A 25,753-nucleotide genomic window follows, 5' to 3' on the forward strand; every position below is an offset into this window, starting at 1 on the left:
GCGTTCGCCGCGCGCCGCCATGGCTGCTGCAGATACTCCCACCGTGATCTCCCGCCGCGCGGCACTCAGCCGGATGGTGCGCGCGGTCACGTCGCCGTATTACCGCTACCGGCACGCGAAGGTACTGCATAGCCTGCGCGTCGGCCTCGCGATGCTGGTGTCGATTCTCGCGACGACCGGCATCGATATTCCGCACGGCATCTGGTCGTCGGTGACGTTGCTGGTCGTGATCGGCGGCTTGCAGCATCACGGCAATATCCGCAAGAAAGCGGCCGAACGCGCGGCCGGCACGCTGCTCGGGGCATCGATCGGGCTCCTGCTGATCGTGCAACAGCACTTCATCGGTTCGCTGCCGCTCACCTATGGGCTGATGGCGATCATCGCGTCGATCTGCGCGTGGTTCGCGATTGGCTCGTCCGGCTATATCGGGCTCCTGACCGCCATCACGATGTGCATCGTCGCGGGCCACGGCGACAATCTGATCGACGTCGGCCTCTGGCGCACGCTGAACGTGCTGATCGGTATCGTCATCGCGCTGGCGTTTTCGTTCGCGTTTCCGCTGCACGCGACGTATTCGTGGCGCTACGGCCTCGCCGCCAATCTGCGCGAATGCGCGGGCATCTACGCGCGGCTGCTCGACGGCGAAACGATCACCGAGGAGGAGCAGATCAAGCGCTTCCTGCGGATCAACAAGCGGCTCGTGCAACTGCGCTCGCTGATGCCGTCGGTCGCGAAGGAAATCGACGTGCCGCAGTCGAGGCTCGAGGAGATCCAGCGGCTGCATCGCTCGGTGCTCAGCTCGCTGGAACTGCTTGCCACGGGTCCGCTGATGAACGCCGATGCCGCCGCGCGCACCGCCTATGCAGCGCATTGCGGCGCCGAGGTGCGCGCCGTGCGGGCGATCCTGTTGTCCACCGCGCGCGGGCTGCGTTTTGGCCGTCCGTCGCGCTTTGGCATTCCGGCCGCGGCGCCGCCCGCGAAGGGGCACGGCGACGTGGCCACCGCGTTGCTGCCCGACTGGCAAGGGCCGTACTGGCTCGGTCAGCGGCTCGCGGAGCAGGTAGACCGGTTGCGCGCGCTATTGCTGGAGACCGAGCCGAACTGGAACATCGAGCGGCACGAGCGGGCGACGCGTGGTAGGTAGGTGCTAGCGCTGGCCTGCCCCTAAGCCTCAAACCTGCGGCGGCAGCGTGACCATCCACATCATGCCGAAGCGGTCCACCACCATTCCGAAGCCCTTGCTCCAGAACGTTTGCTGGAACGGCATCACGACCTGGCCGCCATCGGCGAGCGCGTTGAAGCATTTTTCCGCCGACGCGCCGTCATCGACGGTCAGCGACAGACTGAAGCCGTTGAACGGGCCGGCCGCCGGATCGCAGTTGCCGTCGGAAGCCATCCACGTGCTCGAGCCCAGCTGCACGCTCGCGTGCATGATCTTGTCGGCGAGTTCGGGGCGTGGCGGATTGTGCGCGTCCGGCGGCGCTTCCTTGAACAGCATCTTGAAGGTCACCTGGGCGCCGAGCTTGTCGGTGTAGTAATCGAGCGCTTCCTGGCAACGGCCGTTGAAGAACACATAGGGCTGAACGTACATGATCGTCTCCATGGTCAGGCGTTGGGCGGGCGCCGTCGTTCCTCGCCAGCGGCGGTGGGGAGAGGCGTGGAGTCGATTGTAGTCGGTGGCGGCGCGTCGATTGTGACGCTATGTCGCCGGTGGCGACGCAGCGTAAACGAAAAGCGGCGCCGAACCGTGAGGTCCAGCGCCGCCTGTCATGGATGGCATTCGCGCGGAGCCGCGCGGCGAGCGTGAGCGTCACTCAGCCAGCCACGCCCGCCGCCTCCGGCGCCTCAGCGCAGCGTGTCGATCAGCTTTTCCAGCTTCACCGCGTCCGCGGCGAACGTGCGGATGCCTTCGGAGAGCTTCTCGGTCGCCATCGCTTCGTCGTTGAGGAGGAAGCGGAACGACTTCTCGTCGACCGGCACGCGCTCGATGTCCGCGTCGTGCGATGTCTCCGGCGACAGCTTGCGTTCGACCTTGTCGGTGCTCTCGTGCAGTTTCTGCAGCAGGTCGGGGCTGATCGTCAACAGATCGCAGCCGGCCAGTTCCAGAATCTGCGAGGTCGTGCGAAAGCTCGCGCCCATCACCTCGGTCTTGTAGCCGAACTTCTTGTAGTACGCGTAGATGCGGCGCACCGACTTGACGCCCGGGTCGTTGGCGCCGCCGTCTTTCGCTTCGTCCCACGCGCTGCCGGCGTTCTTCTTGTACCAGTCGTAGATGCGGCCGACGAACGGCGAGACCAACTGCGCGCCAGCTTCCGCGGCGGCGGCGGCCTGCACGAGCGAAAACAGCAGCGTCATGTTGCAGTGGATGCCTTCCTTCTGCAGCGCCTCGGCCGCGCGCACGCCTTCCCACGTCGACGCAAGCTTGATCAGCACGCGGTCGCGCTCGATGCCGTGTTCCTTGTACAGCGCGATCAGCTCGCGGCCTTTCGCGATCGAGCCTTCGACGTCGAACGACAGGCGCGCGTCGACTTCGGTCGACACCCGCCCCGGGATGATCTTCAGGATTTCGGTGCCGAAGGCGATCAGCAATTGGTCGATGATCGCGCCGGCCGGCTTCGACGCATGCGCCTTCACGGTCTTTTCGAGCAGCGGCCGGTAGTCGTCTTTCTGCACGGCCTTCAGAATCAGCGACGGATTGGTGGTCGCATCGCGCGGCTTGTACTGCGCGAGCTGCTGGAAGTCGCCGGTGTCGGCCACCACGGTGGTGTATTGCTTGAGTTGGTCGAGTGCGGTTGTCATGTTCGGGCCTTCAGGGCGCGTCTGCGCCATGGTTCAGGAGAAGTGAGGACGCCGCCGCGCCGGCAGGAGGAATCAGCCGGCGCCGGCGGCCGCGGGTCAAGCCGCAGCGCGTCCCACGATGGCTTGGGAAACGCTGCCGGATACATCTATTCTATGGCGGATCGCCGAGGACGGTATGAACACCGGGTATGGACAGCCGGGCGTGGCGATCCGTTCACACGCGCCGCGCGTTCAGCACGACTTGCGTCACCACGCCGGCGACGAGCCCCCAGAACGCCGAGCCGATCGACAGCAGCGTGAGTCCCGAGGCGGTCACCATGAACGTGACGAGCGCCGCCTCCCGCTGCCTCGTATCCTGCATCGCATTGGCGAGCCCGCTCATGATCGAGCCGAACAGCGCGAGCGCCGCGACCGACACGACCAACTCCTTCGGGAACGCCGCGAACAGCGCGGCGATCGTCGCGCCGAACACGCCCGCGAGCAGATAGAAAATGCCGCCCCATACGGCCGCTGTGTAGCGCCTGGCGGGGTTTTCGTGCGCTTCGGGGCCGGTGCAGATCGCCGCCGTGATCGCCGCAAGATTGATGCCGTGCGAGCCAAACGGCGCGAGTAGCAGCGACGCGACGCCGGTCGTCGCGATCAGCGGCGCGGACGGGGTCGTATAGCCGTCGGCGCGCAGCACCGCGATGCCCGGCACGTTCTGCGAGGCCATCGCGACCACGAACAGCGGAATGCCGATGCTCACGCAAGCCGCCACTGAAAACGACGGCATCGTCAGCACCGGGTGCGCGAGCGCGACGTGAAAGTGGCTGAAGTCGAGCAGCCCGAGGCCGCCGGCGGCTGCGGTGCCGGCCACGAGCGTGGTCGGAATCGCATAACGCGGCACGAACCGTTTGACGATCAGGTAGGTAAAGAACATCGTCAGCACGAGTGCGGTCTGGTACTGCGCGGCACGGAAAATCTCGATGCCGATCTCGAACAGGATGCCCGCGAGCAGCGCTGCCGCAAGGCCGGACGGAATCCGCTTCATCAGCGCGTCGAACCAGCCGGTGACGCCGACCAGCGTCAGCAGCGCCGCGCAGAAGATGAATGCGCCGATCGCCTGCGCATACTCGACATGCGGCAGCGACGACACCAGCAGCGCCGCGCCCGGCGTCGACCACGCGATCACGATCGGCGCGCGAAAGCGCAGCGACAGGCCGATCGTGCACAGGCCCATGCCGATCGACAGCGCCCAGATCCACGACGAAATCTGCGCGTCGCTCAGATGCGCGGCCTGGCCCGCCTGAAACATCAGCACGAGCGAGCTCGTGTAGCCGGTCATCGCCGCGACGAAGCCCGCGACGATCGTCGACAGCGACGTATCGGCAAGCGGATTGAAGCGCCTGGGCGACGTGGCGGCGCGGGACAGCTGGGGCGACGGGGACGAACTCATGCGAAGGCTTTCTTGTTGTGGAAGTTGAAGCGTCGGGACGTGGATTCTGGAACGGCGGGCGTTACTTGCTCAGCACCCGCATGGCCGTCTCGAGGCCCGCGAGCGTCAGCGGATACATGCGGTGGCCCAGCACTTCGCGGATCGCGCTGACCGACTGCCGGTACGGCCACAGCGCTTCCGGCTCCGGGTTCAGCCACGCGAAGTGCGGGAAGTGATCGGCGAGCCGGCGCAACCATACCGCGCCGGCCTCGGCGTTGTTGTACTCGACCGAGCCGCCGGGCTGCAACACTTCGTACGGGCTCATCGTCGCGTCGCCGACGAAGATCAGCTTGTAGTCGGGCGTGAACTTGTGCAGCACGTCCCACGTCGGTGTGCGCTCGGCGTGGCGGCGGCGGTTGTGCTTCCACAGGAAGTCGTACACGCAGTTGTGGAAGTAGTAGAACTCGAGGTGCTTGAACTCGGCTTTCGCGGCGGAGAACAGCTCCTCGGTGCGCTTCACGTGATCGTCCATCGAGCCGCCGACGTCGAGCAGCATCAGCACCTTCACGTTGTTGTGCCGCTCGGGCACCATCTTCAGATCGAGCCAGCCGGCGTTCGCGGCGGTGCTGCGGATCGTGTCGGGCAAATCGAGTTCTTCCGCCGCGCCTTCGCGGGCGAAACGGCGCAACCGTCGCAGCGCGACCTTGATGTTGCGCGTGCCGATTTCGACCTGGTCGTCGTAGTCGCGATACGCGCGCGCTTCCCATACCTTGACGGCCGTGCGATTGCCGGCCGCGTCGCCGCCGATGCGCACGCCTTCGGGGTTATAGCCGCCGTGACCGAACGGCGACGTGCCGCCCGTCCCGATCCACTTGTTGCCGCCCTCGTGGCGCTCTTTCTGCTCGTCGAACAGTTCCTTCAGGCGCTCCATCAGCTTGTCGATGCCGCCCATCGCCTCGATCTGCGCCTTTTCCTCGGGCGACAGATCGCGTTGCAGCTTCTTCTTCAGCCAGTCGGGCGGAATCTCGAACGCGAGCTCCGAGGTCGCCGCGACACCGTTGAAAAAGGCGCCGAACGCCTGGTCGAACTTGTCGAAGTACTGCTCGTCCTTCACGAGCGTGATGCGCGAGAGGTAGTAGAACTCGTCGAGCGACGGCGCGATCACGTTGGCCTTCAGCGCTTCGAGCAGCGTCAGGTATTCCTTCACCGAGACCGGCAGGCGGGCGGCGCGCAGCGAGTAGAAAAAGTCGATCAGCATGCTGGATGTCCTGCGGCGCGGCGCCCGCTCAACGGTTGTTGCGGTTCATGAACAGCAGCCGCTCGAACAGGCTCACGTCCTGTTCGTTCTTCAGCAGCGCGCCGTGCAGGGGCGGCACGATCTGCTTCTGATCGGCCGAGCGCAGTGCTTCGGGCGGAATGTCTTCGGCGAGCAGCAGCTTGAGCCAGTCGAGCAGTTCGGAGGTGGACGGCTTCTTCTTCAGCCCCGCGACGTTGCGCAGCTCGAAGAAGCTCTGCAGCGCCGCGGCGAGCAGATCCTTCTTGATGCCGGGGTAATGCACGTCGACGATCTGCTGCATCGTCGTCGCATCCGGAAACCTGATGTAGTGGAAGAAGCAGCGGCGCAGGAACGCGTCGGGCAACTCCTTCTCGTTGTTCGACGTGATGATCACGAGCGGGCGATGTCTGGCGCGCACCAGCTCGCGCGTCTCGTACACGTAGAACTCCATGCGGTCGAGTTCGCGCAGCAGGTCGTTCGGGAATTCGATGTCGGCTTTGTCGATCTCGTCGATCAGCAGCACGCTCTGCTCGTCCGATTCGAACGCCTGCCACAGCACGCCCTTGACGATGTAGTTGCGGATGTCCTTCACGCGCTCGTCGCCGAGCTGCGAATCGCGCAGACGCGACACCGCGTCGTATTCGTACAGCCCCTGCTGTGCCTTGGTGGTCGACTTGATGTGCCATTGCAAGAGCGGCATGCCGAGCGCGGCGGCGACTTCCTCGGCGAGCATGGTCTTGCCGGTGCCGGGTTCGCCCTTGATCAGCAGCGGACGCTTGAGCGTCATCGCGGCGTTGACCGCGAGCTTGAGGTCGTCGGTGGCGACGTACTGCGATGAGCCTTCGAAACGCATGACGAGATGCTCTTGTGCGGGAAAAAACCCAGTATAAGTCAGAAGGCCTGTTGGCCTGAAACCGGCTCACGTATGGTGTCAGCCGCGCAGTGACGCGGCGGCGGTGCCGCTGTGGCGTCGTTGCGAAGCCGCCGCGGTCATGGCGTGGGGACCGTCCCGGCGGGCGTTGCGCGGCCCCCGTGTCTGGTGGACGTTCGGCGCGGCGGCGCGGTACAATGAGCCCGATTTTTTTGGCCTGCGCGGCTGCCCTACAAGAAGAACGGCGCGGACCGCTGCCTTTGTGGGCACCCGTTTCCCCTCAAGCCAGGTTACATCTATGAATAAATTCGTCGGCAAACACGTCGTGATCGTAGCGCTGTCGGTGCTCGCGGGGTATGCGGCCAATGCGCAGGCAGCGGATGTCGTAGGCAACGCCAAGGCGGGCCAGGACAAGGTCGCGATGTGTATCGGCTGCCACGGCATCCCTGAGTACCGCACGGCTTATCCAGAGGTTTTCCGCGTGCCGAAGCTCGGTGGCCAGAATCAGGCGTACCTCGAAAACGCGCTGCGCGCCTACAAGAAGGGCGACCGCCATTTCGCCACGATGCACGCGATCGCGGTGACGCTGTCGGATCAGGACATTGCCGATGTCGCCGCGTACTACGCAGCGCAAACTGCCGCTTCGAAAAACAATCCCGACAAGTGATCGGCGTCGGTCACCAGCACATCCAATTCGCGGGATAGGAGATTTCATGATCAAGCCCCAACAGGCACTCCACACGGTATTCAAGGCGGTCGGCGCGGCGGCGGTAATCGGTCTGGCCGCGGCGAACGCAGCCCACGCGGCCGACGCCGGCAAGGGTAAGGTGCTCGCCGACAGCCACAACTGCGCGGCCTGCCACGGCCCCAACCTGAACAAGCCGGTGAGCCCGGAGTATCCGAAGCTGGCCGGTCAGTACGCCGACTATGTCTTCTGGGCGCTGCGTCAGTACCAGATGGGTACTGGCAATCCACACCTCGGCCGCAACAACGCGATCATGCAGGCACAGGTGCAGAGCCTGTCGCTAGGCGACATGAAGGACATCGCCGCCTACATCGAATCGCTGCCAGGCGACCTCGTGCAGAAGAAGTAAGCGTCGGGCGCCGGTTTCGCGCCGAAGCTTCAAAAGCAAAACACCCCGCCTTGGCGGGGTGTTTTGCTTTGAGGGCGTCGTACCTCGGCGTGCTGGCGTCGTGCCGCGCCGGAGTTTCCAGTCGCCTCAGTCGCGCGTCGCGCGCCGTTCGATGCGCTGCAGATACGCGTCCGTGTCCGGCGGCGTGCCGGTGCGCTGCGCTTCCCAGATGGTTTCGCCGAGGCAGTCCATGATCGCGTGCTGCGCCTCGTGCGTCGAGCCGAGGCGCGCGGCGAGCCGCTCATGCGCGGCTCGAATGCCGGGCGGCTGATCGATCGACAACTGCTCGGAGATCGCCAGGTGCATCGACAGGTGCAGGAACGGATTGGTCTGGCCGCGCTCCGGCGAATAGTCCTGCGCCTGGGCGGCGGGACCATCGGCGAGATCGGCGTGATATTCGGGATGCTCGACGATCCAGTCGGCGGCGATCGCCTCGAGCGGTGTCAAAATCTCGCCCTGGCGCTGTTTGCGCCAGGTGTCGGTGAAAAAGAGGCGAACTTCGTCGCGGCTGGGATTGAACATCGTGGAACCGGTGCGTGGGAGTGGAGGCGCGGAGCGCGACGGTGCGGGTCCGCAGTGCGCGCTGCGCCGTAAGACACTATTTTACGCGGCGGCCGCGTGGGCTGCAGGCGCGCTGCACGGCCTCGGGTCTCGAACTGGCCCGGCCTTATAGATCGGGTGGCGGGGTCTTCGGCCGGAACTCGCACAGCGGTTCGATCGCGCAATGCCAGCATTCGGGGCGGCGCGCCTTGCACACGTAGCGTCCATGCAGGATCAGCCAGTGGTGCGCATCCTGCCTGAATTCGGCGGGCGTGAATTTTTCGAGTGCCGCTTCGACCGCGCGCACGTCCTTGCCGGGCGCGAGGCCGGTGCGGTTGGCGACGCGGAAAATGTGGGTGTCGACCGCGATGGTCGGATGGCCGAATGCGGTGTTCAGGATCACGTTGGCCGTTTTGCGGCCGACACCGGGCAGCCCTTCGAGTGCCTCGCGATCCTCGGGCACCTCGCCGCCGTACCGGTCGAGCAGAATGCGGCAGGTCGCGATCACGTTCTTCGCCTTCGTGCGATACAGACCGATCGTCCTGATATAGCTCGCGACGCCTTCCTCGCCGAGGTCGAACACCTTCTGCGGCGTGTTCGCGACCGGAAACATCCTGCGCATCGCCTTGTTGACCGACACGTCGGTCGCCTGCGCCGACAACAGCACCGCGATCAGCAGTTCGAACGGCGTCGTGTACTCGAGCTCGGTGGTTGGATGCGGATTGAGGCTCTGAAGCGTTTCGTAGATCGCGCGGCGTTTGTTCGCGTTCATGCGGAGCGGGTCCGTGTGAGTGGGCCGGGTTGCGCCGGCATGGTCAGCGCGCGGTTGGCGGCGAGTTGCACGGCGAGTTGGACGGCGGATTGGACTCGTTTGACTCATTTGACTCATTTGACTCGTCGGACTGCTGCTCCGAGCCGGGCGTGTCGCCACCGCTGGCAAGACCGAGACGGCGGCGGCGCGCTTCGGCGGCGTCGATCTGTGCCTGCACGTCGGCGCTGACGTTCTCGGTGTTCAGCGGTCCCTCGCCTTTCGCGGCCAAGTCTTCCTTCTTCTTGCGCGCGCGTTCGAGCGCGGCCTGGATGATCGCGCGTTTCTTCGCTTCCGCGTCGTCCGCAATCGGGGCGGCGGGAGCCTCGGACGGCACTGTCGCGCCGCTTGCCGCAACCGCGTCCGGCGCAGCCGGCGGCGCGCTTGCGGCTCGCCGCGCCGCAGCGCGCGCTTCGGCGGCGTCGCGCTCGCGCGCGAGACGGGTCTGGTGGCGGTTATGACGCGCCCGCGCCGCGTCCGCGTGGCTTTGGCTCCATGCATCCCAGCCGGTGGCCTCGCCGGTCACGGGGAGCATCGTGATGCAGTCGACCGGGCAGGGCGGCACGCACAGGTCGCAGCCGGTGCATAGCTCGGCGACCACGGTGTGCATCTGTTTCGGTGCGCCAACTATCGCGTCGACCGGACACGCCTGCATGCACAGCGTGCAGCCGATGCACACCTGTTCGTCGATAACCGCCAACGGACGCGGACGTTCGACGCCATTGGCCGAATTGAGCGGAATCACCGGTTTGCCGAGCAGCGCGGCGAGGCGCGCGATGCCCTCGGCGCCGCCGGGCGGGCACTGGTTATAGTTCGCCTCGCCATTGGCGACGGCTTCGGCATACGGACGGCATGCGGGATAACCGCACTTCGTGCATTGCGTTTGGGGCAGCAGATCTTCGATGCGATCCGCGAGGGTTTTGACGTCTGTCACGGTTGCGGCGCGGGGGTTTGCCGTGCGATCGCACGACCTGAACTAAATAGCACATTATCGCCGATTTCCCGGATTGCCATTCGCAATCCATGTGCCATAATCGAAGCGCTTCATTCGAAAGACCGCAGAAAAGGGTGTGTTTCCCAACCACGACGCGCCCGCTAAACGCCGCCACAAAAAGGCTCGAGGAGAGGCCGGCGGCGCGATCCGGAGAACGCGGCTCACGAAGACGATGCCACCATGAATCAGCCGAAAATCAAAAGAGATCCTGAAGGCACGAGGCGCCGCATCTTGCTCGCGGCGGCGGAAGAGTTTGCAAATGGAGGGCTGTTCGGCGCGCGAGTCGATCAGATCGCTCGCCGCGCGGAAACCAATGAACGAATGCTCTATTACTACTTCGGTAGCAAGGAGCAGCTATTCACCGCGGTACTCGAGCACGCGTTCAGCGCGCTCAACGAAGCGGAACGCACGCTCGAACTCAACGGAATCGCGCCGGTCGAGGCGGTTACGCGTCTCGCGCATTTCGTGTGGGACTACTACCGCGATCATCCCGAGTTGTTGAGGCTCATCAACAACGAGAATCTGCATGAAGCACGCTATATGCAGAAGTCCACGCGCATACGCGAAATGATTTCGCCGATCGTCGCCACGCTCGGCGGCATTCTCGAACGTGGGCAGCGCGCGGGGCTGTTTCGCACGAACATCGACCCGCTGCGCTTTTACGTGACGCTCTCGGGCATGGGCTACTACATCGTGTCGAACCGTTTCACGCTCGAGGCGACGCTCGGCCGCGATTTCAGCAGCGCCGCCGAACGCAGCGAGGTGATTCAGATGAATACCGAACTGCTGCTCGCGTATTTGTTGAGAAAGTAACGGGCAGTGCCGCGGTGATCATGGCCGTGGCAAAAAATCAGTATCACGAACAAAGCGCGATAAAAAAGCCAACGGCCTCGAACGGGACCGTTGGCTTTTTATATGCTAATGCAAGTTTGATGCTCAGGCTTCGACTTTTTCTTTCGCCGTTTTTGCTGCCTTGTTGTGCTCGAGAATGAAGTCGCGCAATTGCGGGTAAATGATCGTGCGCCAGCGGCGGCCCGAGAAAATGCCGTAGTGGCCGCATTTCTCCGCAGTGAAGTGACGCTTGTTCTTCGCCGGAATGCCGCTGCACAAGTCGTGCGCCGCGTAAGTCTGGCCGTCGCCGGAAATGTCGTCGAGTTCACCTTCGATCGTAAACAGCGCGGTCGTCGTGATGTCCTGCGGCCGCACCGGTTCGCCGTTGACGACCCACGTGCCCTCGGCAAGACGGAACTCCTGGAACACGACGCGGATCGTGTCGAGGTAATAATCGGCATCCATGTCGAGCACCGCGTTGTACTCGTCGTAGAACCGGCGGTGCGCTTCGGCGTCGTCCTCGTCGCCGCGCAGCAGGCTCTGGTAGAAATCCCAGTGCGACGCCGCGTGACGCTCCGGATTCATCGCGACGAAACCGGTGTGCTGCAGGAAGCCGGGATAGACCTTGCGGCCCGCGCCGGGATAGTTCGGCGGCACCGTGAAGATCACGTTGTTCTCGAACCACTCGTACGAGTGCTGCGTGGCCAGCGAATTGACCGAGGTCGGGCTCTTTCGTGCGTCGATCGGGCCGCCCATCATCGTCATCGTGCGCGGCGTGTCCTCGCCGCGGCTCGCCATCAGCGAAATGGCGGCGAGCACCGGCACGGTCGGCTGGCACACCGAGATCACGTGCAGATTCTTCGCGCCGATATGGCGAATGAATTCCTGGATATACGCGATGTAGTCGTTCAGACCGAACCAGCCGGCTTCTAGCGGCACCATGCGCGCGTCGAGCCAGTCGGTGATGTAGACCTTGTGGTCTTGCAGCAACGTGCGCACGGTATCGCGTAGCAGTGTGGCGTGGTGTCCTGACAACGGTGCGCAGACGAGCACGACCGGTTCGTCTTTCAATTGGCTGACAGCTTCGCTGTCGTCCGCGAAGCGCTTGAAGCGCATCAGACGGCAGAACGGCTTTTCGATGAACGTCTGCTCGACGATCGGAATGTTATGGCCGTCTTTGACAATCTGGTGAATATTGAACTCGGGCTTTTCGTAGTCCTTGCCGAGCCGGTAAAGCAGTTCGTAGCCGGCGGAAAGGCGCGTGGCGCCCGGCACATAGGCTAGCGGACTGGCCGGATTCGCAAATGATTTCGATGCGGCCTGAGCCCAGGCGGTGAGGGGGCTCAACATCGCCCGCTGGAATTCGTGAAATTGATAGAGCATGTTTGCTCCGTTTTAAGCGGTTCGCATGGGGCTTCGCAAACACGCATGAGGCGTTGCGGCGGGCCATTGTGGTTGTAGGCACATTATTGTCGGCCGACAGTCATATCGATAATATCGAACAAGGCAGATTTGTGCAATGCAACAATATTCGCATTCAGTGTACGCAAATTGTCACTGCGTCATGCTAATGGCGATGCTGCTCCGCCGCTATCAGGGCTTGCCTGATCCTCAAGCTCCCTCGCGCGGATGCCGTTATGCGCCGGATGGCCGGTCGCCTGCGCCATCTCCTGCTCGTGCTTCATCAGGTTCAGTCCGGTGTGCACGAGCGCCACGTGGGAGAACGCCTGCGGAAAATTGCCGACGAGACGTTTATCGACCGGGTCGTACTCCTCGGACAGCAGGCCGACGTCGTTGCACAGCGCGAGCAGCCGCTCGTACATCTCGATTGCTTCCTGCACGCGTCCCTGCAGCGCAAGGTTATCCACCATCCAGAACGAACACGCAAGAAAGGTGCCTTCCCCCGGTGGCAAGCCGTCGTCGTATTCCGTGGTGCGGTAGCGCAGCACGAAGCCGCCGTGCATCAGGTCCCGCTCGATCGCCTCGACCGTGCCCTTGATGCGCGGATCCTGCGGCGGCAGGAACGCGACCAGCGGCATCAGAAGCACGCTCGCGTCGAGCTGATCGCTGCCGTAGTACTGCGAGAACGCGTTGAGCTGCGGATTCCACGCCTTCTCGCAGACCTCGGCGTGGATCGTGTCGCGCGTCGCGCGCCATTCGTCGAGGGGGCCGTCGAGCTTGAACATTTCGGCCGAGCGGATCGCGCGGTCGAACGCGACCCACGCCATCACCTTCGAGAACGTGAAATGCTCGGGGCCGCCGCGCGTCTCCCAGATGCCTTCGTCGGGTTCGCGCCAGATCGTGCTCAGGTGCTCGAGCATCGCGCGCTGCACGCTCCACGCGGTGACGTCCGCCTGCAGGCCGCCGACGCGCGCCAGATGCAGCGCGTTCATCACCTCGCCGTAAACGTCGAGCTGACGCTGCCCGACCGCGTTGTTGCCGATGCGCACCGGTTTCGCGCCCTCGTAGCCGGGCAGCCAGTCGATTTCGGATTCGGGCAGGCGCCGCTCGCCGCCGATGCCGTACATGATCTGCAACTGGTCCGGCGCGCCCGCCATCACGCGGCCGAGCCAGCTGCGCCAGGCGCGCGCTTCGTCGTAGTAGCCGCCGCGCATCATCGCGAGCAGCGTGATGGTCGCGTCGCGCAGCCAGCAGTAGCGGTAGTCCCAGTTGCGCGTGCCGCCGAGCCGCTCGGGCAGCGACGTGGTGGGCGCCGCGACGATGCCGCCGGTCGGCTCGTAGGCGAGCGCGCGCAGCGTGATCAGCGAGCGGCGGATCGGCCCGGCCCAGCGTCCTTCGACGGTGCCGCGCGCCGCCCATTCGAGCCAGTGGTTCTCGGTGCGCGCGAGCGACGTGTGCGGATCGCGCGCGGGCGGAATGCGCAGATGCGACGCCCCGTACGCGAGCGAGAACGGCACGCGCTCGCCCTCGGTTACCGTGAATTCCGCGACGGTCTTCATGTCTTCGCCATGCAACTCGACCGGCGTGCGCAGCACCGCGTTGTCGGGGCCGACGATCGCCTTGATGCCGCTGTCGTGCTTGAGCTTGTCGACCCACGGAATCGAGAAGCCGTAGTCGAAGCGCAGCACGAGTTCCATCTTCATGCGCACGGTGCCGCGCTTGCCGACGACGATGCGGATCAGCTCCGACCAGCCGTTGCCGGGCGGCATGAAATCGATCAGCGTGACGGCGCCGTCGGGCGTTTCGAAGTCGGTTTCGAGGATCAGCGTTTCGCCGCGATAGCGCCGCGTGATGGTGGGCGCGCCGTGCTCGCCGTCGGTAGCGGGGGCGATTAGCCAACGGCCGTTGTCGGGCGAGCCGAGCAGCGCGGCGAAGCAGGCGCCCGAGTCGAAGCGCGGCCAGCAGAGCCAGTCGACGGAACCCTCGCGGGAGATGAGCGCGGCGGTATGGCCATCGCCGATGAGTGCGTAGTCTTCGATGTGTGCAGGCATGGAAAGCGTGTCGGAAAACGAGTCGTTATTACGGACGGCGACAGCAGCCGCGCTTCGAGTGGGTGTTATTACCGGACCACGATCGGCAGTGTTTGGTTCACCGCACAGTGCGGCAAAACGCGGGTTGGAAAATTGTCAAATCCATGCATACAATCAAATTTCATGCCGATGTCCGGCGACCTGCCGGACTGCGAATCGGCCTTGCTCATGGCGGTTGCAGACGCCGTTTCCGAGGACGAAAGCCATGCTGAACCCTTCGAAATCCGATTGCATCACGATTCTCTCGGCCGCCAGCCAGCTTGCCGGCGACTCCATGTTGCCACTCGATCACGGCCGGCTCGGCCTGAGCCGCAACGGCATGCTGGCTGCCGCCTCCTTCCTGGTCGAGCGGGCCTGCTTCCGGCGCTATCAGCAGGATGCCGATCATTATGCGGTCGGCGCGCTGTCGTTGCAGGGGCGCCTGCGGCTCGAACAGCTGGCGAACGGTTGAGCGGTAGGGCCGAGCGTTCGTAGCGCAGGTTCCTGGCGTATCCGCGCCGGCCATTCGCCGCATCCCTCCGTACCGCGCCTTCGCATTTCCTATCCGTATCTTCACGCCGCGTCGCGTCAGGTCGATCGTTCGCGTGGCGCGGGCGGTCGCGCGCGTCCATCTTGCGCGCGATGCCCGCTTCCCGCATATATCACGGCGTGACATTTGCCGCGCTCTCACACGGGCGAGTGGCGCTGGCACCCAGCGAACCTTCCCTTCGTGCGAAACCACCTCGATACCGGACGCAAATCTCACGCCCGGCGTCGCGGCGCCTGTCGCTCACAGATGCGACGAGCCCACGCCGAAGATCCCGATGATGCCGATGATGATCAGGTAAAGCGCGACGATGTAGTTCAACAGGCGCGGCATGATCAGGATCAGGATGCCGGCGATCAGCGAAACGAGCGGGCCGAGGCTGAGAGTGACGTTCATGGAGACTCCGTGGTTGAGACGCGTGATGCGCGATTGAGAAAACGATTGAAAAACGTCCCGCCGCGCGGGACCCAAGCCGCTGGCGCAGACCGTGCCGCAGCGGTGGATTCACTGCATGATCCCACCTGACGCTCTTATACTGACTTCGACAACAACAACGTGGAACGACGCTCGATTCGCGGCGCGGCAGACCAGACACCGTTACAACCGCTCGTACCCCGGCTCATACGCGAGCCCGTACCGGACAACCGATGTCGAGGAGGTCTCATGCTTCACAGTCGCCGTGCCGTCGGGCGTGTTGCCGTGCGCCCAGTTCCGACTTCCGTTTTTACTTCTGTTCTTGCCGGTGTTGCATTTCAGGGTTCCCGTCCGCGTGGCGCTGACCGCGCCGCTCCATCTGCCGCGGATTGCACGGCGGAAAGCACCGCCCGGCGCGCAACGCGGCCAGTGCCGTTGCGGGCCGCCCGCTCGATAATAAGGGGTTTCGCGCTCATGGTTTCGATTGTTGCTTCGCACGCGTCTGCGCAAGATTCTGGCCCGGTCCCCGCGGACGGCGTCTATACGATGCTGGTCGGTACTTACACCAGCGGCAAGAGCGAGGGCATCTACGTCTTTCGCTTCGATACGAAGACGGGCGCGGCGACCCAGGTGTCGGTCGCGCAGACGGTCAACCCGTCGTTTCTGGTCGTGAGCCGCGACCGCCGCTTCGTCTATTCGGTCAACGAACTGCCCGGTGACAACGGCCCGGCCACGCAGCGCGGCGGCATCAGCGCGTTCGGCTTCGATGCCGCGCGCGGGCAGCTGACGTTTCTGAACAAGGTGTCGTCGGACGGCAATGATCCGTGCTATCTGAGCATCTCGGCGGACGGCAAGTATCTGCTGAGCGCGAACTATTCGGTCGCGCCCGATCCGGGCGGCAGTTTCGCGGTGTTTCCGCTGCAGGCGAACGGCCAGGTCGGCACCTCGGTGCAGACCGTGCATCACGAGGGCGGCGGTCCGGTGAAAGGGCGGCAGGACAACTCGCACGTGCATTCGACCGTGTTCTCGCCTGACGGCCGCTATCTGTTCGCGCAGGACCTCGGCGCCGACAAGCTGTACTCGTACCGCTACGCGCCGCAGAGCAGCGCCGGCGCGGGTCCATTCATCGCGACGGACTGGGGCTACACGCAGCAGAAGGCCGGCACGGGTCCGCGCCATCTGATCTTTGGCGCGGACGGCAAGCACGCGTATCTGACGAGCGAACTCGCGGCGACCGTCAGCACGTTCGACTACCACGACGGCAGGCTGAAGCTCGTGCAGACACTGCCATTGAGCGAGCCTGACTTCAAGGGGAAGGTGGGCGCCGCGGCGATCCATATGTCGCCGGACGGACGCTTCGTGTATGCGTCCAATCGCGGCGACGCGAACGAGATCGTGATCTTCTCGGTCGATCCCGCCACTGGACACCTGAAGCAGATCGGCCGGCAGTCGAGCCTCGGCAAATCGCCGCGCGAGTTCACCATCGATCCGACCGGCAACTGGCTGATCGTCGGCAATCAGCTGAGCGACACGGTCTATGTGTTCAAGCGCGATCCGCAGACGGGGCTGCTCGATCCGAATCCGAAGCAGCATTTCGATCTCGGCTCGCCGGTCGACTTCAAGCTGGTATCACCGTCGTGATGCGCGGCACGCGCGGGTAAATGAAAAACGGACAGCTCACATCCTGAGGCTGTCCGTTTTTTCTTCCGGATCATCGCCGACCCGCTTAGCGATTCACCGGGCGCTCATTCCGCCGGCCCCGGCGCCAGCACTTCGCGGCTGCCGTTGATGCTCATCGCCGACACGAGGCCGGCCGTCTCCATCTGCTCGACGAGCCGCGCCGCGCGGTTATAGCCGATGCGCAACTGCCGCTGCACCGACGAGATCGACGCGCGGCGCGTGCGTACGACGAACGCGACCGCTTCGTCGTACAGCGGATCGGCTTCCGCATCCGGCGCTTCGCCGAACAGGTCCTGGGCCGCGCCGCCATCGGCGGCCGGGCCGTCGAGAATGCCTTCCTCGTATTGTGGCTCGCCGAACTGCTTCAGATATTCGACGATCGCATGCACTTCCTCGTCGGCGACGAACGCGCCGTGCACGCGCTGCGGGTAGCCGGTGCCCGGCGGCAGGAACAGCATGTCGCCCTGGCCGAGCAGCGACTCGGCGCCCATCTGGTCGAGAATCGTGCGCGAGTCGATCTTCGACGACACCTGGAACGCGACGCGCGTCGGAATGTTCGCCTTGATGAGACCGGTGATGACGTCGACGGACGGCCGCTGCGTCGCGAGGATCAGGTGGATGCCGGCCGCACGCGCCTTCTGCGCGAGGCGCGCGATCAGCTCCTCGATCTTCTTGCCCGCGACCATCATCAGGTCGGCGAGCTCGTCGATGACGACGACGATCAGCGGCAGCGGCGCCAGCGGCTCGGGCGCATCGGGCGTCAGCGAGAACGGGTTGCCGAGCTTCTTGCCCTTCGCCTCGGTGTCGCGGATCTTCTGGTTGAAGCCGGCGAGATTGCGCACGCCGACGGCCGACATCAGCCGGTAGCGCTTTTCCATTTCGCCGACGCACCAGTTCAGCGCATTGGCCGCGAGCTTCATGTCGGTGACGACCGGCGCGAGCAGATGCGGAATCCCTTCGTAAACCGAAAGTTCGAGCATCTTCGGGTCGATCATGATCAGGCGCACTTCCTCTGGCGTCGCCTTGAACAGCAGCGAGCAGATCATCGCGTTGATCGCGACCGATTTGCCCGAGCCGGTCGTGCCGGCCACCAGCATGTGCGGCGCCTTCGCGAGATCGGCGACGACGGGATGGCCGGTGATGTCCTTGCCCATCGCAAGCGTGAGTCGCGAGTGCGAGTTCTGGTAGACGCTCGCCTCGAGAATTTCCGAGAGGCGGATCGTTTGGCGCTTCGCGTTCGGCAGTTCGAGGCCCATGCAGGTCTTGCCCGGAATCGTTTCGACCACGCGGATCGACGTGAGACCGAGACCGCGCGACAGGTCCTTCATCAGACCGACGATCTGGCTGCCGCGCACGCCGAGCGCCGGTTCGACTTCGAAGCGTGTGATGACCGGACCCGCCGATGCGCCGACCACCGTCACCGGCACCTTGAATTCCTGCAGGCGCTGCTCGATCAGCAGGCCGGTTTCGCGGAGCTTTTCATCCGGGATCGGTTCAATGTCGGCATCGGCGGGGGCGAGCAGATCGAGCGTCGGCAGTTCGACCATCGATGCGGCGGGCGCGTGGAACTCGAAGCCGTTGACCGGCGCGTGGCCGCGCAGCGGCGGGCGGCCGGCGGGCTCGGTAGGGGGTTGGTCGGCGGATTGGGCCTGCGGTTGCGGTGTTAGCGCGGGTGAAGACGACGGTGCGGGCGAAGGTTCTGCGGCCGGCGTGTTCGCGACAGGCGTTGCGCTTGCGCCGACCGAAGGCTCGATGCTGGTCGCCGGCGCGGCGAAGCCCGGGAGGACTACGTTCGAGACGACGGCCGGTGCGGTTGCCGGCATAGCGAGGTTCGCCGCACTCGTCGAAGTCGACGACGGCGAGTCGTTTGCGGGGGTGTTCGCGGGCTCGTTCACAGCGGGCAGGGCAGGGGCGTGCGACGTCGCGGGCTCACCTGACTGCGCACGTTCGCTGGCGAGTTCCGAGACCGTCGCGCCGGACCACGGCGGCACGCTTGCGCTCGACGGCGCCGCGGCCTCCGTCTGCGGCGAGTCCGCTGACGCGGCCGCGCGTTGAGCCGCGGCGGGGCCGAGCTTGCTCTCCCAAGGCACGAGCGTCTCGTGGATAACGATTTCGGCTGCCGGAGCCAGCGCTTGCGGAGGCGTCGCGGTGTCGGCGGTGGCCGGTTCGACGGTTCGCGCGGATTCCTCCCTCTGCGATGCCGGGACGCTGGTGTTTGTTGCTGTCTGCGTCGAATCGTTTTGGACCGCCGGTGCGTCTTCTTGCGAAGCATCGTCCCGTAGGCTGGCTGCGAAGCGCTCGAATGGCGTCGCCGTCGGCGACTCATGTTGCGGCGCGCTTGCGGCGGGTTCGGTGGCGGCAGACTCAGCCACAGCGGATGCCGATGGCTCGACAACCGCGGATTCGACAGCCGCAGCAGCCACGGCGGCCACCGACTCGATTGCAGTCGTCGTCTGCGGCGCAACCGTAAGCGGCGCATGAATGACGGGCGGTTCGGTCGGCCATTGCGCAACCGCTTCGTTGCCGCCCTCGACCGACGTCTCGGACTCGGCCACCGCACGCTCAGCCGGCATCTCGACCGATGCGGTTTCTTGCTGCGACTGCGCCGGCGACACCATCCGCGCCGAACTCTCCACGCTCTGCGCCTGCGGCGCCGCAACCGTCTCGCCGTTTTCGACAGGTAGCACGTCCCGCTGCGCCGGTGGCACATCGAACGTCGTCGACGCACGCTCTGCATCGTCAATCTTCGCGCTATCGGCGCCACGGCTGCGCGCCAGACTCACGCCGGCCATGTCGGTCCAGCGCGCGGCGTTTTCCGCGATGCTGCGCAGCGTTTCCTCGACGCTCGCGGGCGGCGCGACCGTCGACGCGTTCGTCATCGTTCGCGTGAAGTTCGGTGTATGCCGGTGCACGGTCGACGGCGAGGTCACGCCGTTGGCGCGCGAAGCGGCCGGGAACGGTTGACGCGGCGTCGCGCTGCCGTCGGCCGGACGTGACAGCGACGACGGGCGGCTTGCGCGGCCCGCGGCATTCAACGATCCCGCTGTGATGCCGATACCGGCGCCCGAGGCGGCGGCGCGGCCCGCCATCGCCTGTGCCGCTCGCGCCGACACGCCGGCCGCGTTGGCGGCCGTCGCCGCCAACGCGGCACTGGAGCCGAACGATGCAGCCGCACGCTGATCTCCGACTGAGCGCCGCCCGACCTGCGCAGCACCATCACGAGCCGACATGCCCGATGCGGCCGATGCACCCGCCGCACCCAGCGATGCCGCCGCCGTCGCCGCGCGCGGCTCCGTGGTGCGCAGCCAGCCGGCCGGCGCGACCGGCTCGGTCGGCACGAATGGTGCGGCGGATCTGTCCGCAGCCTTGTCCGCATGCAGCGCCTGCGTTGCCGTCGACGTCGCCGCGCTCGACCCCGTGCGTAGCACCGGCTCGGTCTGCTTGACCGGCCCGCGCGCCGCGTCGGCGGCCGCATCGGCTCGCCAGCTTGCGCCGGCGCCACGGGCGGAAGCGTCCTTGCTACCCGCGATGCCAGCCGCCGCGGTGCCGGCAGCAGCGGCGGAGCCCGCGCCGCGCCCGCTCGCGGGCGGACGCCACACCGTCGGCCGCGCGTAGCGACCCTTGCTATTGCGCGGCGCCATCGTGTTGGTAGCAGGCGACAGATGCGACGGCGCGCCGTCGTCGACGCTGCGGTGGCGGCGCGCATCCTCGTCGCGCTTCGCGAGTCCCCGCGACAGACCGAGGCCGAACGCGCCGTCGGCCCAAACGGCGACGTCGCTCCAGCGGAAGTCGACGAGCCACGGCAGGCTGATCACGAGCAGCGCGAGCGCCGCGAGCGGCGTGCCGACATGGCCGAGCAGATGTCCAAGCCCCGCGGCGAGCGCATGACCGAAACCATTGATGCCGGCAATGCCGATCAGCGAGCCCTCGAGCGTGCAACTCGCGATCAGCACGCAGACGAAACCGAGCCACAGCCGGATCGTGCCGGGGCCGCGCAGACCCGCGCCGCCCGGCAGCATCGACTTCACGAGGCGCCACAAAAGAGGAATGAACCAGACGGCCGACCCGCCGAACCAGCCGAAAACTACCGTGTGCATACCAGACATCTACGAATGACGGAGCGCGCGAGAAGCGCAATCCGTCGAGTTTAAACGGCGCAGCGCGCGGCTTCGAAGGCCGGCGCGAATCCCGAACGCGGCGCAAACTCGCATCACTTGTCGCTGCGATCGAACATCAGGGTGTCGCCGTTGTCGAGGATCAGCTGCATCTGCTGCGGCGCTCGCATCTGCACGCCGGTGCGATCGATCCGCTCGAGCGCATCGAGGAACGGCTTCTCGATGTCGCCGCCGGGCGAGACGCACGCCATGCGTGTGCCGGCGAGGGAACCGAAGCTCAGCTTGCCGTCCTTCAGCATGTACGAACCCATGAAGCGGTTGCAGCCGGAAAAGCCGCTCGCGTGACGCCGGCCGCCTTCGGTCGACAACGTCAGCGTGAGCGGTTTCTGATCCTTCGACGGCACCGCGCGCGCCGTGCCGTCGGCGTTCTTCCACGAGCTCAGCACCCAACTGGTGTCGTCGAGCAGTTGCGCGGCGGCGGGATTGAACGGATCAGGCGGCGGCGCCGACGAGTCCGGATGCTTCGGGATCGCGCAGGCACCGAGCAGCGCGGCGATGCTCAACGCGGCGACGGCCGTGCGCAGGCACGGAATGATGCGCGCAAGAGGTCGCGGGCGGGAGCGGATGAGCATGGCGTCGTTCCTGTTCAAACTGGCGAAGGCGTAAGGGTAACGTACTAAGCTTGTCGTGCGCGAGCGATGCTCGCGGTGACGTGATCGCGGCTGCGAACGTCGACGCGGCGGCACGGTTCCGCTCGACCCCCACGGCCTCGCGAGCGCACCCAAAGCGCACCCAAAGCGCACCCAAAGCGCACCCTGAGCGCCGCGCGGCAAGGGGCCCGCATGTTAACATCGCGGTCTATCCAATCCCACCCTCATCCCGACTTTTATCTGGAGTTCCCATGCAGATCGGCCAACGGATCGGCACGCCCCTTTCTGAATCCGCGACGCGCGTGATGCTGCTCGGCGCCGGCGAGCTCGGCAAGGAAGTGATCATCGCGCTGCAACGGCTGGGCGTCGAAGTGATCGCCGTCGACCGTTACCCGAACGCGCCGGGCCATCAGGTCGCGCATCGCGCGCATGTGATCGACATGACCGACCGCGCCGCGCTGCGCGCGCTGGTCGAGCAGGAGCGCCCGCATCTGATCGTCCCCGAAATCGAGGCGATCGCCACCGACGAGCTCGCCGCGATTGAAACCGAGGCGCTCGCCGAGGTGATCCCGACCGCGCGTGCCACCCAACTGACGATGAACCGCGAAGGCATCCGCCGCCTCGCTGCGGAAGAGCTTGGTCTACCGACCTCGCCGTACGCATTCGCCGATTCGCTCGACGAGCTGCGCGCGGGCATCGCGAAGGTCGGCTATCCGTGCGTCGTGAAACCGGTGATGTCGTCGTCGGGCAAGGGGCAGTCGGTGCTGCGCAGCGACGCCGACGTCGAAGCCGCCTGGCAGTACGCGATGGCGGGCGGCCGCGTGAATTTCGGGCGCGTGATCGTCGAGGGTTTCATCGACTTCGAATACGAAATCACGCAGCTCACCGTGCGCGCGATCGACCCGGCGAGCGGCGCGGTCGGCACGTATTTCTGCGATCCGATCGGCCACGTGCAGGTCGCGGGCGACTATGTCGAATCGTGGCAGCCGCAGCCGATGAGCCCGCGCGCGCTCGAGCGTTCGCGCGAGATCGCGCACAAGGTGACGGCGGCGCTCGGCGGCCGCGGCCTGTTTGGCGTGGAACTTTTCGTGCGCGGCGACGACGTATGGTTTTCGGAAGTCAGCCCGCGTCCGCACGACACGGGGCTCGTCACGCTGTGCTCGCAGCGCTTCTCGGAGTTCGAACTGCATGCGCGCGCGATCCTCGGCCTGCCGGTCGATACGTCGCTGCGTGCGGCGGGCGCGTCGGCGGTGATCTACGGCGGTCGCGACGAGGCCGGCATCGCGTTCGAAGGCGTCGCGGCCGCACTTGCGGTGCCCAATGCGGATCTGCGCCTGTTCGGAAAGCCGGAAAGCTTCGTCAAACGTCGCATGGGCGTCGCGCTCGCGACCGGCGAGAACATCGGGGAAGCGCGCTCGCGTGCCAGCCAGGCGGCGGCCGCGGTGCGGCCGGTGTCGGCGAAGTAACGGGCAGGCGGCGAGGCGCGGCGCAAAAGTGTGCGGGACGCACACGAAAGAGCCCACCGCATTCGTTTCTGGCTTATCGAAGCAAAGAGATCGGAGTAGAGGATCGTATGGCGCTTGAATCTCGCAGCAATCCATGGCGCGGCGCGCTTCGCCGGGTCGGCGCACTCGGCGTGGCGTTCGCGCTGTGCGCCGGCATCAGCGGCTGCGGGCTCGCGGCTGCGCCGTGCCGGATCGCTTCGGCGGGACTGAAGATCGTGCCGGTGGTCGGCCACGTCGCCGCTGCGCCGACCGACGCGTGTGCCGGCGTGATCGATCCTTGAAGCGTCGTTGAGCTGTCCGTGAATCGCCCATGAGCTGCCTGTGACTCGGCCGTGACTCGGCTGTGACCGGCGTCGCGGCCGGTGTTGCCCTCCCTGCCTGACCCCCGCAACAATCGAGGTGTTCGATGAAGACATGGCGTGTTGCAATCCTCACGACAGCAGCATGGACGGTGGCCTGGCTGGCGGCATCTTCCGGCGGCGCATCGGCCGCGCCATTGCAATTCAAGCACTTCGAGGGCAAGAACCATCAGACGCGCAAATACACCTGCGCGACCGGCAAGATCCTGCAAGTCACCTACTGGAACGCGCAGAACGGCCAGAGCTTCGCCGTGCTGCCGGTGAAAGGCGCGTCGATGCTGTTCGTCAACACGATCTCGGCGTCCGGTGCGAAGTACCAGGCTGGCAGCTATACGTGGTGGACCAAGGGTCCGCGCGCCAACCTGTACGACCTGACGAGCGGCGAGAACGCGCCGCCGATTCTCTCCGACTGCGTGACCGTGATTCGCTGATTTGCTGATCGGCGCACACGTGCACCGCATGCGGCGGCTTCATCCCCGACCGCCGCCTGCTTCTTCTCGCGCCTGGCTTCCTGTCCCCCGCGCCGCCTCGTGCGCTCGCGCGCATCGTTTCCGTTCGAGTAGTAAGCTGTCCGGCATGGCGTTCGCCATGCCGTTTGCCATGCCGCGCGCGCGGAGCGGTGTTTCGCGCAGCCGTCGTTGTCGTCTTCGATTGTCCGTTCCCCGAGTCATCAAGCGAGACCCTCAATGAAAGCATCGGACCTGTTCGTCAAATCGCTGGAAGCCGAAGGTGTCGAGTATGTGTTTGGCATCCCCGGTGAAGAAAATCTCGATCTGCTGGAGTCGCTGCGCCGCTCGAAAATCCGTCTGATCCTCACGCGCCACGAGCAGGCGGCCGGCTTCATGGCCGCCACCTACGGGCGGCTCACCGGCCGCACGGGAGTATGTCTGGCGACGCTCGGCCCCGGCGCGACCAACTTCGTGACCGCGGCCGCCTACGCGCAGCTGGGCGGGATGCCGATGCTGATGGTCACGGGCCAGAAGCCGATCAAATCGAGCAAGCAGGGGCACTTCCAGATCGTCGACGTGGTGCGGATGATGGAGCCGCTCACCAAGTACACACGGCAGATCGTGTCGATCGGCAATATTCCGGCGACGGTGCGCGAGGCGGTGCGCCGCGCCGAGGAGGAACGCCCGGGCGCCACCCACCTCGAATTGCCCGAGGACGTCGCGCACGAAGAGGGCGACGGCAAGCCGATTCCGAAGAGCTACAGCCGCCGTCCGGTCGCCGAGGAAAAGGCGGTCGCGCGCGCGGTCGAGGCGATCACCGCCGCGAAGCATCCGCTGCTGATGATCGGCGCGGGCGGCAACCGCAAAACCACCACGAAGATGCTGCGCGAGTTCGTCGACCAGATCGGCATTCCGTTTTTCACCACGCAGATGGGCAAGGGCGTGATCGACGAATCGCATCCGATGTGGCTCGGCAACGCGACGCTGTCCGACGGCGACTTCGTGCACCGCGCGATCGAGCTCGCGGACTGCATCATCAACGTCGGTCACGACGTGATCGAAAAGCCGCCGTTTTTCATGCGCAGCGGCGAAGCGGGCGAGAAGACCGTGATCCACGTGAACTTCCTCGGCGCCGAAGTCGATCCGGTGTATTTCCCGCAGATCGAAGTGGTCGGCGATATCGCCAACGCGGTGTGGCAGCTCAAGGAAAGCCTGAAGACGCGTCAGGAGCATTGGGACTTCGCGCGCTTCAAGGAGATCAAGGAGCACTTCGAGGCGCATCTGGTGAAGGGCCAGCACGACGATCGCTTCCCGATGTACCCGGTGCGGATCGTCAACGACGTGTACGAGACCACGCCGGTCGACGGCATCGTGTGTCTGGATAACGGCATGTACAAGATCTGGTTCGCGCGCTACTACCGCGCGCACGAGCCGAATTCGCTGCTGCTCGACAACGCGCTGGCGTCGATGGGCGCGGGGCTGCCGTCGGCGATCGCGAGCAAGATCGTGCATCCGGAGCGCAAGGTGATCGCCGTGTGCGGCGACGGCGGCTTCATGATGAACTCGCAGGAGCTCGAAACGGCGGTGCGGCTGAAGCTCGATCTGGTGATCCTGATTCTGCGCGACGACGCGTTCGGCATGATCCGTTGGAAGCAGGAGAACATGAACTTCCCGGACTACGGCATGACGCTTGCGAACCCGGATTTCGTCGCCTATGCGCAGAGTTATGGCGCGCAGGGGCATCGGATCGAGGCGGCCGAGCAGTTCGCGCCGCTGTTGCGCGAGTGCTTCGCGACGCCCGGCGTGCACGTGATCGACGTGCCGATCGACTATTCGGACAACGAGCGCGTGCTCAATCGCGAGATCAAGCGGCTGTCCGCGCGGCTTTGAGCCTCTGC

At 65.5% G+C, this 25,753-nt stretch carries 23 protein-coding genes; 10 read left to right on the forward strand and 13 right to left on the reverse strand.

Going from position 1 to position 25,753, the window contains the following annotated elements; genetic code table 11:
• The first annotated feature begins 19 nt into the window (after positions 1-19).
• Positions 20-1,144: an FUSC family protein gene (locus tag HDG33_RS01230; protein ID WP_184021526.1), complete on the forward strand. Its 1,125-nt coding sequence runs from the start codon at positions 20-22 to the stop codon at positions 1,142-1,144.
• A 27-nt stretch (positions 1,145-1,171) separates the two neighbouring features.
• Here HDG33_RS01230 and HDG33_RS01235 read toward each other — a convergent pair whose 3' ends face one another.
• From HDG33_RS01235 to HDG33_RS01255, 5 genes are all read right to left on the reverse strand, one after another.
• A complete protein-coding gene (locus HDG33_RS01235; RefSeq protein ID WP_090805641.1) occupies positions 1,172-1,591 on the reverse strand; it encodes a VOC family protein in 420 nt (139 codons plus the stop codon).
• Positions 1,592-1,845: 254 nt separating this feature from the next.
• Positions 1,846-2,799, reverse strand: coding sequence for a transaldolase (gene tal, locus HDG33_RS01240; protein WP_184021529.1), 954 nt, complete (start codon positions 2,797-2,799; stop codon positions 1,846-1,848).
• Positions 2,800-3,013: 214 nt separating this feature from the next.
• The gene (locus tag HDG33_RS01245) at positions 3,014-4,234 is read right to left on the reverse strand and encodes a benzoate/H(+) symporter BenE family transporter (RefSeq protein ID WP_184021532.1); all 1,221 of its coding nucleotides are present in this window, start codon (positions 4,232-4,234) and stop codon (positions 3,014-3,016) included.
• A gap of 61 nt (positions 4,235-4,295) precedes the next feature.
• Positions 4,296-5,471: a VWA domain-containing protein gene (locus HDG33_RS01250; protein WP_018419886.1), complete on the reverse strand. Its 1,176-nt coding sequence runs from the start codon at positions 5,469-5,471 to the stop codon at positions 4,296-4,298.
• A 28-nt stretch (positions 5,472-5,499) separates the two neighbouring features.
• Complete coding sequence (locus HDG33_RS01255) at positions 5,500-6,342, reverse strand: MoxR family ATPase (RefSeq protein ID WP_090803635.1); 843 nt, start codon at positions 6,340-6,342, stop codon at positions 5,500-5,502.
• Between the two features lie 316 nt (positions 6,343-6,658).
• On the opposite strand from HDG33_RS01255, the gene HDG33_RS01260 reads away from it, so the two are divergent.
• Positions 6,659-7,027 carry a c-type cytochrome gene (locus HDG33_RS01260; RefSeq protein WP_184021535.1) on the forward strand — a complete coding sequence of 123 codons (369 nt, stop codon included), beginning with the start codon at positions 6,659-6,661 and terminating at the stop codon, positions 7,025-7,027.
• Between the two features lie 46 nt (positions 7,028-7,073).
• Entirely contained in the window at positions 7,074-7,454 is a 381-nt protein-coding gene (locus tag HDG33_RS01265) for a c-type cytochrome (protein ID WP_184021538.1), read from the forward strand.
• Between the two features lie 126 nt (positions 7,455-7,580).
• On the opposite strand, the gene HDG33_RS01270 is transcribed toward HDG33_RS01265, so the two are convergent.
• The 3 genes from HDG33_RS01270 to rsxB form a co-directional block, all read right to left on the reverse strand.
• Positions 7,581-8,015: a DUF1841 family protein gene (locus HDG33_RS01270; protein WP_018419890.1), complete on the reverse strand. Its 435-nt coding sequence runs from the start codon at positions 8,013-8,015 to the stop codon at positions 7,581-7,583.
• Between the two features lie 145 nt (positions 8,016-8,160).
• Complete coding sequence (gene nth, locus HDG33_RS01275; RefSeq protein WP_184021540.1) at positions 8,161-8,805, reverse strand: endonuclease III; 645 nt, start codon at positions 8,803-8,805, stop codon at positions 8,161-8,163.
• Between the two features lie 43 nt (positions 8,806-8,848).
• Entirely contained in the window at positions 8,849-9,775 is a 927-nt protein-coding gene (gene rsxB, locus HDG33_RS01280; protein ID WP_184021544.1) for an electron transport complex subunit RsxB, read from the reverse strand.
• 240 nt (positions 9,776-10,015) lie between these two features.
• Between rsxB and HDG33_RS01285 the strand changes: the two genes are divergently transcribed.
• Complete coding sequence (locus tag HDG33_RS01285; protein ID WP_013088849.1) at positions 10,016-10,648, forward strand: TetR family transcriptional regulator; 633 nt, start codon at positions 10,016-10,018, stop codon at positions 10,646-10,648.
• 123 nt (positions 10,649-10,771) lie between these two features.
• On the opposite strand, the gene HDG33_RS01290 is transcribed toward HDG33_RS01285, so the two are convergent.
• Both HDG33_RS01290 and HDG33_RS01295 read right to left on the reverse strand, forming a co-directional pair.
• Positions 10,772-12,049, reverse strand: coding sequence for a polyhydroxyalkanoate depolymerase (locus HDG33_RS01290; RefSeq protein WP_090803645.1), 1,278 nt, complete (start codon positions 12,047-12,049; stop codon positions 10,772-10,774).
• Positions 12,050-12,228: 179 nt separating this feature from the next.
• Entirely contained in the window at positions 12,229-14,118 is a 1,890-nt protein-coding gene (locus HDG33_RS01295; protein ID WP_184021548.1) for a glycoside hydrolase family 15 protein, read from the reverse strand.
• A gap of 244 nt (positions 14,119-14,362) precedes the next feature.
• Here HDG33_RS01295 and HDG33_RS01300 point away from each other — a divergent pair, with 244 nt between their 5' ends.
• On the forward strand, positions 14,363-14,608 hold the full coding sequence (locus HDG33_RS01300) for a hypothetical protein (protein ID WP_090803648.1): 246 nt from the start codon (positions 14,363-14,365) through the stop codon (positions 14,606-14,608).
• A gap of 318 nt (positions 14,609-14,926) precedes the next feature.
• Here HDG33_RS01300 and HDG33_RS01305 read toward each other — a convergent pair whose 3' ends face one another.
• Entirely contained in the window at positions 14,927-15,079 is a 153-nt protein-coding gene (locus HDG33_RS01305; protein WP_013088853.1) for a DUF3096 domain-containing protein, read from the reverse strand.
• A gap of 492 nt (positions 15,080-15,571) precedes the next feature.
• Here HDG33_RS01305 and HDG33_RS01310 point away from each other — a divergent pair, with 492 nt between their 5' ends.
• The gene (locus HDG33_RS01310) at positions 15,572-16,738 is read left to right on the forward strand and encodes a lactonase family protein (RefSeq protein WP_184021551.1); all 1,167 of its coding nucleotides are present in this window, start codon (positions 15,572-15,574) and stop codon (positions 16,736-16,738) included.
• A 104-nt stretch (positions 16,739-16,842) separates the two neighbouring features.
• On the opposite strand, the gene HDG33_RS01315 is transcribed toward HDG33_RS01310, so the two are convergent.
• Both HDG33_RS01315 and HDG33_RS01320 read right to left on the reverse strand, forming a co-directional pair.
• Complete coding sequence (locus tag HDG33_RS01315; protein WP_184021554.1) at positions 16,843-20,874, reverse strand: DNA translocase FtsK; 4,032 nt, start codon at positions 20,872-20,874, stop codon at positions 16,843-16,845.
• Between the two features lie 113 nt (positions 20,875-20,987).
• On the reverse strand, positions 20,988-21,524 hold the full coding sequence (locus HDG33_RS01320; RefSeq protein ID WP_184021557.1) for an META domain-containing protein: 537 nt from the start codon (positions 21,522-21,524) through the stop codon (positions 20,988-20,990).
• Between the two features lie 269 nt (positions 21,525-21,793).
• Here HDG33_RS01320 and purT point away from each other — a divergent pair, with 269 nt between their 5' ends.
• The 4 genes from purT to HDG33_RS01340 all read left to right on the forward strand — a co-directional run bounded on the left by purT (position 21,794) and on the right by HDG33_RS01340 (position 25,745).
• Positions 21,794-23,008: a formate-dependent phosphoribosylglycinamide formyltransferase gene (gene purT, locus HDG33_RS01325; RefSeq protein WP_184021560.1), complete on the forward strand. Its 1,215-nt coding sequence runs from the start codon at positions 21,794-21,796 to the stop codon at positions 23,006-23,008.
• Positions 23,009-23,115: 107 nt separating this feature from the next.
• On the forward strand, positions 23,116-23,328 hold the full coding sequence (locus HDG33_RS01330; RefSeq protein ID WP_090803657.1) for a DUF6726 family protein: 213 nt from the start codon (positions 23,116-23,118) through the stop codon (positions 23,326-23,328).
• Positions 23,329-23,453: 125 nt separating this feature from the next.
• Positions 23,454-23,837 (forward strand): MliC family protein, encoded by a 384-nt coding sequence (locus HDG33_RS01335; RefSeq protein WP_184021563.1) that lies wholly within the window; start codon positions 23,454-23,456, stop codon positions 23,835-23,837.
• Positions 23,838-24,092: 255 nt separating this feature from the next.
• Complete coding sequence (locus HDG33_RS01340) at positions 24,093-25,745, forward strand: acetolactate synthase large subunit (RefSeq protein WP_184021586.1); 1,653 nt, start codon at positions 24,093-24,095, stop codon at positions 25,743-25,745.
• The last annotated feature ends 8 nt before the right edge of the window (positions 25,746-25,753 follow it).

Source organism: Paraburkholderia sp. Cpub6 (assembly GCF_014201065.1).
Classification (GTDB): domain Bacteria; phylum Pseudomonadota; class Gammaproteobacteria; order Burkholderiales; family Burkholderiaceae; genus Paraburkholderia; species Paraburkholderia tuberum.